At 72.3% G+C, this 9,062-nt stretch carries 8 protein-coding genes; 1 reads left to right on the top strand and 7 read right to left on the bottom strand.

Annotated features, from left to right (window positions below; all coding sequences use genetic code 11):
* Positions 1-126: 126 nt before the first annotated feature.
* On the bottom strand, positions 127-324 hold the full coding sequence (locus IF09_RS0132435; RefSeq protein WP_030301908.1) for a hypothetical protein: 198 nt from the start codon (positions 322-324) through the stop codon (positions 127-129).
* A 232-nt stretch (positions 325-556) separates the two neighbouring features.
* On the opposite strand from IF09_RS0132435, the gene IF09_RS0132430 reads away from it, so the two are divergent.
* Positions 557-1,897 (top strand): diacylglycerol/lipid kinase family protein, encoded by a 1,341-nt coding sequence (locus IF09_RS0132430; RefSeq protein ID WP_030301906.1) that lies wholly within the window; start codon positions 557-559, stop codon positions 1,895-1,897.
* A 33-nt stretch (positions 1,898-1,930) separates the two neighbouring features.
* Here IF09_RS0132430 and IF09_RS0132425 read toward each other — a convergent pair whose 3' ends face one another.
* The 6 genes from IF09_RS0132425 to IF09_RS0132400 form a co-directional block, all read right to left on the bottom strand.
* Positions 1,931-3,700, bottom strand: coding sequence for a SulP family inorganic anion transporter (locus IF09_RS0132425; protein ID WP_030301904.1), 1,770 nt, complete (start codon positions 3,698-3,700; stop codon positions 1,931-1,933).
* Between the two features lie 13 nt (positions 3,701-3,713).
* Entirely contained in the window at positions 3,714-4,199 is a 486-nt protein-coding gene (locus IF09_RS0132420) for a cation-transporting P-type ATPase (RefSeq protein ID WP_030301902.1), read from the bottom strand.
* 84 nt (positions 4,200-4,283) lie between these two features.
* Positions 4,284-5,276: a polyphosphate kinase 2 family protein gene (locus tag IF09_RS0132415; RefSeq protein WP_030301900.1), complete on the bottom strand. Its 993-nt coding sequence runs from the start codon at positions 5,274-5,276 to the stop codon at positions 4,284-4,286.
* A gap of 34 nt (positions 5,277-5,310) precedes the next feature.
* The gene (locus IF09_RS0132410; RefSeq protein WP_267882192.1) at positions 5,311-6,723 is read right to left on the bottom strand and encodes an MFS transporter; all 1,413 of its coding nucleotides are present in this window, start codon (positions 6,721-6,723) and stop codon (positions 5,311-5,313) included.
* Positions 6,724-6,939: 216 nt separating this feature from the next.
* Positions 6,940-8,343 carry a HAMP domain-containing sensor histidine kinase gene (locus IF09_RS0132405; RefSeq protein WP_030301895.1) on the bottom strand — a complete coding sequence of 468 codons (1,404 nt, stop codon included), beginning with the start codon at positions 8,341-8,343 and terminating at the stop codon, positions 6,940-6,942.
* The gene (locus IF09_RS0132400) at positions 8,340-9,062 is read right to left on the bottom strand and encodes a response regulator transcription factor (RefSeq protein WP_030301893.1); all 723 of its coding nucleotides are present in this window, start codon (positions 9,060-9,062) and stop codon (positions 8,340-8,342) included. Before IF09_RS0132400 ends, IF09_RS0132405 begins: the two co-directional genes overlap by 4 nt.

Genomic DNA, 9,062 nt, shown 5'->3' with positions numbered 1-9,062 from the left:
AGCCACCAGCGGACAGCAGACACACGAAGACGCCCGGCCGGGACCTCCCGGCCGGGCGTCTTCGCGCGCCCACCCGTCCACCGCGCACGGCGCCGGCCGTGACCCGGACGTCCTTCCGTCACCCCCTCACCGCAGGGCTGCCGCGAACGCTGCGGCGCCCAGCAGCAGGCAGCACACCGCCGCGCGCATCCAGCGGTACGTGACCGCCAGGATCGTTCCGAGGGCGCGGCACTGCTCCGGCAGCCACATCCCCGGGTCCGCCCGGGCCGCGACCACCGCGGCCGCCAGACCGGCGGTGCCGGTGCCGTAGCGGAGGGTCGCCACCGAGGGGTCCGCCGCGCCGCCGGACCGCCCCCGGTCGGGGCCGGCGCCTTCCGGCGGAGGGACGGCGGGGGCCAGGGGACATGGTGCCTTGCGAGGTCATGGTCCCAAGGCCCGAAAGTCGACGCGGACGGCAGCGATGGCGGGCCGTGCGGGGGCGGCGCTCGTAGCCTGAAGGGGGTGGCCGGCTGCTGACCGGCAGCCGGTGACCGGTGAAGCGGCGGGAGGTTGCCCCATGAGCAGGCGGTGGACCGCGCGCCTGGCCCTGGTGACGGGCCTGGCGGCGCTCGCGGTGCTGGTGGTGTTCGGCGGCCTCGCGAGCCTCGTGCTGATGGCGCTGGGGTGGGCAGGACTGGTCCTCACGGCGGCGGGCGTGTGGTGGCTGCTCACCCACACCGGCTGGATCAGGGTGCTCGCCGGGCTGCTGGTGGTCTTGGCGCCGCTCGCCGTCCTGCTGCTGTACTCGGCCGCCGGGCTGCTGTGGGTCGTCCTGGCCTCCCTCGCCCTGTGGGCGCTGGCCGTCGCAGCGGGCAGCGCCGCCCTGGCCGAGGACACCGCGCCGGGCATGCCGGAGCGCTCCGTCGTCCGGGCCGAGCGGCCCTTCGTGATCATGAATCCGCGCTCGGGTGGCGGAAAGGTCGGGAAGTTCCGCCTGGCGGAGCGGGCCAGGGACCTCGGTGCCGAGGTCGTCGTACTGGATCCGGACCACCGGCAGGACGTGGCCGAGCTGGCGCGGCAGGCCGTCGAGGGCGGGGCCGACCTGCTGGGTGTCGCAGGTGGCGACGGTACGCAGGCCCTGGTCGCCGCCGTGGCCGTGGAGCACGACATTCCGTTCATGGTGATCAGCGCCGGCACGCGCAACCACTTCGCCATGGATCTGGGCCTCGACCGGCAGGATCCCTCCCGGTGTCTGGAGGCACTGACCGACGGCGTAGAACTGCGCGTCGACCTCGGGTACCTCCATGAGGGAGAACCGGCGGCCGGAAACCCCGGCCGCGTCTTCGTCAACAGCGCCTCGTTCGGCGTGTACGCGGAGGTCGTGCAGAGTCCGGCCTACCGTGACGACAAAGCCCGCACCATCCTCGAGATGCTGCCGGCCCTGCTGACCCACGCCAGTGGCTCGCGGCTGAGCGTCCGTGCAGATGCAGTGGCCCTGGACGGCCCCCAGGCCGTGCTGGTGAGCAACAACCCCTATCAGAGGGGGGATGCGGCGGGGGTCGGGCGCCGGGAGCGACTGGACTCCGGCGAGCTGGGGGTGCTCGGCGTGGACGTCGCGAGCGCCGCCGAGGCGGCCGGGCTGCTGCTGCACGGCAGGCAGGGCCACGGGCTGACCGCAGTCACCGCCCGTGAGGTCGTCGTCGACGCCGACGCTCCCGCCATCCCCGTCGGCGTCGACGGCGAGGCCCTGGTGCTGTCCACTCCCGTGCGCTGCCGTATCGCGTCCGGCGCCCTGCGCGTGCGCGTGCCGCGGCACCGTCCCGGCGTGCCGCGCGCCGCGCCGCCGATGGACTGGCACCGGGTACGGCGGCTGGCGCTGACCATGGGGCGGACCGCCGCGGGACGCGATCCCGCCTGAGCGGCGCACCGTGCCGGCACCGGGGGCGGGCGGTCACATCCCGTCGGCGGGCGGAGGCGGGGCGGCCCCGTGCCCGGGCGACCACTGCGCCCCGGTGCGCAGGCGGAAGGCGGCGACGGCGGTCTCGACGGTGGGGAAGAAGTGCGCGGGGTCGATGGTCCGGGTGAGTTCGTACCGCTCGATCTTCCGCCGCACGGGGTCCTTGAGCTCGGCGAACACGAGGTGGACGCCGTCCGCGTTGAGCGCCTCGTCGAGCTCTTCCAGGACGTCGGCGGCGGTGGTGTCCACGTCGGTCATGGGCTCCGCCGCGACCACGATCCAGCTCGGCCTCGGGTCCGCGCCGGCCAGTCGCCTGACCTCGTCGCGGAAGGTCTTGGCGTTGGCGAAGAACAGCGGGGCGTCGAACCGGTAGATGACCAGGCCCGGCAGCTGTTCGGCCTGAGGGTAGGAGCGGATGTCGTGGTAGCCCTCCAGGCCCTGCACCCGCCCCAGTACGGTGTCGTACGGCCACCAGGCGCGCCGGAAGACGTTGAGTACGGACAGGCCCACGGCGACGGCGATCCCGGGCAGCACACCGAGCAGGGCCACGCCGGCGAAGGCCGCGAAGCACAGCAGGAACTCCGCCCGGCCCTGCCGCCACAGCCGAACGGCCCCGGGCACGTCGGCCAGGGACAGCGACGCGGTGATGACCACGGCGGCCAGGGCCGGCTGGGGGAGGTTGCGGAACAGGCCCGGAGCCAGCACGAGCATGAGGACGATGAGCGCCGCTCCGACGACGCCGGTGAGCTGGCTCCTGGAGCCCGCCCGCTCCGCCACTGCCGTCCGGGACCCGCTGGTGCTGACGGGGAAGCCCTGGAAGAGGGCGGCCGCCAGGTTGGCCGCACCGACGCCCGCCATCTCCTGGTTGCCGCGGACCTCCTGGCCCGTACGCGCCGCGAAGGCGGACGCGTTGGAGATCGTGTCGGCCAAGGACACCAGGGCGATGCCCAGCGCACCGCCGAGCAGCGGCGCCAGGTCGGCGAGCCGCACTTCGGGGATCGTGAACGGCGGGAAGCCCTCGGGCAGTACCCCGACCAGGCCGACGCCGTGCTCGTCCAGGTCGAAGGCGGCGGCCGCGCCGATGGCCAGGACCACCATCACGAGCACCGCGGGGATCTTCGGCAGGAAACGCTGCATGACCAGGATCAGGGCGATCCCACCGAGGCCCACGGCGGCGGAGGCCGGTACCGCCGCCCCGTCGGCGAGTTTCTGCACGAGGCCGGCGCACTCGCCGATCAGGTTGTCCGCCTCCACCTTGAAACCGAGCAGCTTGGGCAGCTGACCGATCAGGATGGTCAGCGCCAGACCGTTCATGTAGCCGATCATCGTCGGTTTGGAGATCAGGTCGGCGATGAAGCCGAGCTTCGCCACCGAGGCCAGGATCATGATCGCCGCCACCATGACCGCGAGCATCGACGCCAGCGCGACGGCCCGGTCGGGATCCCCGCCGGCGGCCACCAGGGGCAGCACGGTGGCGGCGATCATCGGCCCCAGCGAGGAGTCCGGGCCCAGCACCAGGATCCGGGAGGGGCCGAACACCGCGTATCCCAGCAGGCAGAGGATCGTCGTGTACAGGCCGGTGATGGCAGGCAGGCCCGCCAGCTCGGCGTACGCCATGCCCTGCGGCACCAGCAGCGTGGTCAGGACGACTCCCGCGACCAGGTCCTTGACGAGCCACTCGCGCCGGTAGGCCGAAACGGCGCGGAACCCGGGAACCGCCCGGAAGCGGGAGAGGACCCCGTGGCCGTGGTGCCGGGTGGTCACTTACGCGCCTTCCTCACGCGGCCCTCGAGGGGCGGGCCACGAGCAGCCGGCTGCCCGTCAGCGGGCCGGTGTCCTTCGCCTGCTCGGCGGGGATCTCGGCCTCCGTACCGTCCCTGCGCACCCGTGCCGTCGCCTTCATCATCGACTTCAGCGCGTTCATGGCGCTCTCGGCCTTGCCCTCCTGGCGCAGGCCCACGACCGCGTTCAGCAGCGTCAGCGCGACCAGCAGGATCCCAGTGGTCCACTCCTGGATGACCAGCGAGACGATCGCCGCGGCCACCAGGACGATCTGCATGTAACTGCGGTACTGCGCGAGGACCCGCCGCCAGGCCGGAGTCCGCTGCTCCTCGGGCAGTGCGTTCGGGCCGTGCGCGGTCAGGAGTTGGGCGGCCCGCGCCGCGGACAGACCGACCGCGGGATCGATACCGAACGCCGCCACGACCTGCTCGGGGGAGCGCGTGTACCAGCCGTCCCCCGCAGCCCGGGGCCGTTCTGCCACAGAGTCCGACCGCGTTGTCATGGTTCTGCCTCCGATACGGGACCGCGGACGCATCCGGGCCGTTCGCGCGCCGTCCGAGGGTCGCTAGCCGCGCTTCTTCCCCCGCCCCTTCCGTCCCTTGCGGTGCTCGTGTTCCGCCGGCGGGTGCCGGGCGGTGTACGGATCGGCCACGGCCCCGGCGGGGGCCTCGCGCTCCAGCCCCCGTTTGGTGACGAGGAGGTCCTTGCGTGCCTCTTCCCCCACGTCGGGGTACTGAGGATCGATCTCCATCAGGGTGTGCGCGAGGACCGCCGCCGCGCAGATCCGCGCGAACCACTTGCGGTCCGCCGGTACGACGTACCACGGAGCCCACCGCGTACTCGTGGCGGACAGCATCTCGGAGAACGCGTCCTGGTAGTCGTCCCACCGGCGCCGCTCGCGGACGTCGGCGGCGGAGAACTTCCAGTTCTTCTCCGGCAGGTCGATCCGCTTCAGGAAGCGGATGCGCTGCTCCTCCTTGGACAGGTTGAGGAAGATCTTCACCACCTTGAACCCGTTGTCCGTGAGGTACCGCTCCCAGCGGTTGATCTCCCGGTAGCGCCGGTCCCAGATGCCCGGCCCGAACGAGCCGTCCGGCAGCTTCTGCCGGACGAGGTTCTCGGGGTGGACCCGTACGACGAGGACTTCCTCGTAGTGCGAGCGGTTGAAGATGGCGATCTCGCCGCGCGCGGGCAGCCGCTGGGCGTAGCGCCACAGGTAGTCGTGGTCGAGCTCCTCGGAGGACGGCACCTTGAAGCTGCTGACGCGTACGCCCTGGGGATTGACCCCGCTCATCACGTGGCGGATCGTCCCGTCCTTGCCTCCGGCGTCGAGTGCCTGGAGACAGAGCACCACGCCGTACGTGTGCTGGGCGGCCAGCCGCTCCTGGTACTCGGCGAGCAGTGACACGCCGGTCTGCAGCAGCTCGATCGCGTTCCGCTTCTTGACGCCGGCCTTGTAGCGGGGATCGAAGTCCCGCTCCAGGTGCACCTTCGACCCCGGCCGTACCCGTAGCGGCTCGATGAAATCCGCGATGCGTTCGGCTCTCTCGTCCGACATCACCCATCACCTCGCGTGAGGACGTTCCGCATGGTCATTCCGTGCTCGGCTGGACACGACCGGCCACCGGGCGCGGTTTCTTCGGAAGGAGTACCGCGGCAGCGAGTCCGACGAGTCCGACGACGGCCAGCGTGATCATCGCGGCCGCGTAGGCGCCGCTGGTCAGGCCCGCGACGAGGATGGTGCCGGCGACTGCCGTGCCGAGCGAGGATCCGAGGTTCGACACGCTGCGGGAGAGGCCGGAAATCTCGCCCTGCTGCTCCTCGGGGAAGCTCGACTGGACGACGTTGACCGAGGGGGTCAGCATCACGCCGAGGCCCAGTCCGATCAGCAGGAGTCCGGGGGTGAGGGCCCAGGGGTTCGGGGAGCTGCCGGCCATGGCGATCAGCACGACGATGCCGGCGAGGGTGACGATGAAGCCGGTCGTGATGAGGGTCCGCTGGGGCCACCGCTTCGCGAGGCGTTCGGCGGCGAGCGAGGACACGAGCAGGCCGAGCGTGGCGGCGGTGAAGATGACGCCGGTCTGGACGGCGTCGTAGCCGCGCACCACCTGGAGGTAGGCCGCGATGGTGAACGAGGAACCCATCAGCAGCAGCCACTGCACGTTCTGCGTGACGAGGCCCAGGTTGGAGGTGCGGTCGCGGAACAGGCTGGTGGACAGCAGGGGTTCCTTGCCGGCCCGCTCCTTGGCCCGTACGGAGAGGAAGAACCACAGGAGGACGAGGGCGCCCAGCACGAGCAGGCCGATCATGAGCCAGACGTTGTTGTCGGCGGCGAGGATGCCCATGACGACCAGGATGAGGCCGACGGCCGAGAGGACCGCTCCGGTGGTGTCGAACGGGCGCGTCGGATCGGCCGGCAGCGGGTCCTCGAGGCTCCGGCTCAGCACGATGATCACCACGATGACCAGGGCCTGGAACACGAAGGCCGCCCGCCAGCTCAGCCACGAGGTGATGAGCCCGCCGATCAGCGGCCCGGCGGCGGCGCCGATGCCGCCCAGCGCCATGATGGCGCCGAAGGCGCGGGCCCGTGAGGTCAGGTCCGTGAAGATGAGCGTCGTGAGGATGTAGACGGGCGGGATGAGCAGCGCCGTTCCGATCCCCTCCAGGATCGAGTTCCCGAGGATCAGTACGCCCAGCCCCGGGGCGGCGGCGCTCAAAAGGGCGCCGATGCCGTAGACGACGAGGCCGACCAGGAGACAGCGCTTGCGGCCGTAGCGGTCGGTCAGCTTGCCGCCGGGGATCATCAGCGCGGCCATGACCAGGAGGAAGATCGTGATGGCGATCTGCACCCCCTGGACGGTGGTGTCCAGGTCCTCGCTGATGTCGTTGATCATCACGTTCATGTTGGACCCGGCGAAGCTGCAGATGAACTGCGCGAGGGCCAGGGGTGCGAGGATGCGCCGCTGAGCGCTGGACGACCGCTGCGGGGTTCGTGTGTCGGCCACCGCCATCACCTCCGCACGTCGGCCCGGCGGACGGTCACGCCTCGCCCCGGGCGGTTTCGGACTCGGGCCTGCTCTCCGTCCGGTCGAGGCGCGCCTCTCGGCGCTGCGCACCCACGCTCCAGCGTGCGTGCGCTGCGCACCCACGCTCCAGCGTGCGCCGCATCCGGGCCCGGCGCATGCCGGAGCCGGCAGGCCCCGGCGCTCGCGCGGCCCGGCCTACCGTCCGCGCGGGCGGGTCGGGCGGCGGCGGGAGATGCGGGGCCTGCGGGCGGACGGGGCCGGTGGGGCAAGGGCGAACGTCACGGTGATGCGCGCGCCCCCCAGCGGGCCGCGGCCGATGCGCATGGAGCCGCCCGTGGCGCTCGCGGCCCGTTGCGCGATGTCGAGACCCAGCCCCGTGGAACCGGTGCTGCTCCCGCGGGAGAGGGCCCGGTCCGGGTCGGGGATGCCCGGTCCGCCGTCCTCCACCACCAGCTCCACGGCCTGCGCCGTCCGTACGACGTGGACGGTGAACGGGGTCCCGGGTGCGGTGTGGCGGAAGATGTTGCCGATGAGGGCGTCCACCACGGCGGCGACGTCGTCCTCGGAGAGGCCGATGGAGGTGGGTTCCTGGGTGAGGTCGAGTGAGCAGGAGCGGTTCTGCTGCTCGGCCAGGACCGTCCAGAAGGCGGTGCGGCGCCGGACGACCTCGGCCGTCTCGCAGCGGGGGCCGGACGCCCCCGCGCCGACGGAGTGACGGTCTGCGGGCGCTTCCGCACCGAGCAGGCCCTGGGCCATGGGGCCCACGGCGAGCGGGGTGCGCGCCGCAGCGATGATGGCCCGGAGCTCGGCCTCCAGTTCGCCGACCGCCGCCTCGACCCTGGCCGACTCCGGTGTGCCGGCCATCCGCTCGGACGCCAGGTGCAGGGCGGTCAGCGGGGTGCGCAGCCGGTGGGACAGGTCGGCGACGAGTTCGCGTTCGACGGCGAGCAGCTCCGTCATCCGGTGGGCCATCGCGTTGAAGGCGACGCCCGCGTCGCGCAGTTCCCTGGGACCCATGGGGTCCACGCGGGTGTCCAGGTCGCCCTGGCCGAGGGCGTGCGAGGCCCGCGCGAGCCTCTTCGAGGACCGGACGACCTTCGCGCCGAGGCGGTCGGCGACCAGTACGGAACCGCCGACCAGCCCCACGGCCAGGAAGGCCATGACCGCCCACGACTCCTTCACCCCGCGGGTCAGTTCCGCGTCGGGGACGAAGTTCTCGATGACGGCGACCCGGTCCCCGGGGAGCACCACCGGCTGCAGGCATATCCAGCCGCCCGGGATCTCCTGGGAGATGGACTCCCGTGCCTGCTGGGCCCGTTCGAGCAGGTTCGCCGGCGCCTTCGAGCTGCCGAGGGGCTCCCCGTCCGGCAGATGCACGACCAGGTCCTCGGCCGCGTCCAGGCTCGCGACGGATTCCCGCAGGGCGTCCGGATCCGTGGTCAGGGTGAGGACGGGGGCCAGGGCGGCGGCACGCTGCTCGGCCGCGGTGACGCCCTGCTCCTTGACGAGCGACATCACCAGCGCGGCCAGCGGTATGAGGAAGGAGAGGGCGACCATGGAGGTCACGGCGAGCGCCACTCCGGCCAGCGAGCGTCTCAACGCGGTGCCACCAGCTTGATGCCGACGCCCCGGACGGTCAGCAGGTAGCGCGGGGCCGCCGCGCGTTCGCCGAGCTTGCGGCGCAGGGACGACAGGTGCACGTCGACGGTCTGGTCGTCCACGTACGGCTCGCGCCAGACCTCGGTCAGCAGACGGCGTTTGGAGACGACCTGGCCGCAGTGGTGGGCGAGGAACGCCAGGAGGTCGAACTCCCGGCGGGTGAGACGGAGCTCCCGGCCGGCCAGGTACGCGGTGCGCGCGCCCGGGTCCACCGCCAGCTCGCCCACGGTGGTGGCGCGCAGCGGCTCGCTCGTCGCCGCCACCGGTGCGCCCGCCGGGGTACCGGCGGGGGGGACGTGGCTGGTGCGCCGCAGGACGGCGGTGAGGCGCGCGATGAGCTGCCCCCCGGAGAAGGGCTTGACCAGGTAGTCGTCGGCGCCCGCGTTGAGGAGCTTGATGATCTCCCTCTCGTCGTCACGGGCGGTGGCCACCAGTACGGGTACGGAGGAAATGCCCCGGATCATCCGCAGGGCGTCCCCTCCGTCCAGATCGGGCAGTCCCAGGTCGAGGACCACGGCGTCGACGGGGGCCTGGGTGACCTCCCGCAGCGCGCCGAACCCGTCGGCAGCGCTGCGCACGGCATACCCGTGCTCCGTCAGCACCTCGATCAGTGACTGGCGGATGCTGGGGTCGTCTTCCACGATCAGGACGCTCGGCAT

Origin of the sequence: Streptomyces katrae (assembly GCF_000717655.1) — a bacterium.
GTDB classification, from domain to species: domain Bacteria; phylum Actinomycetota; class Actinomycetes; order Streptomycetales; family Streptomycetaceae; genus Streptomyces; species Streptomyces katrae_B.
The sequence above is the reverse complement of the archived record's forward strand: the minus strand, read 5'-3'. Positions and strand labels throughout refer to the sequence as shown.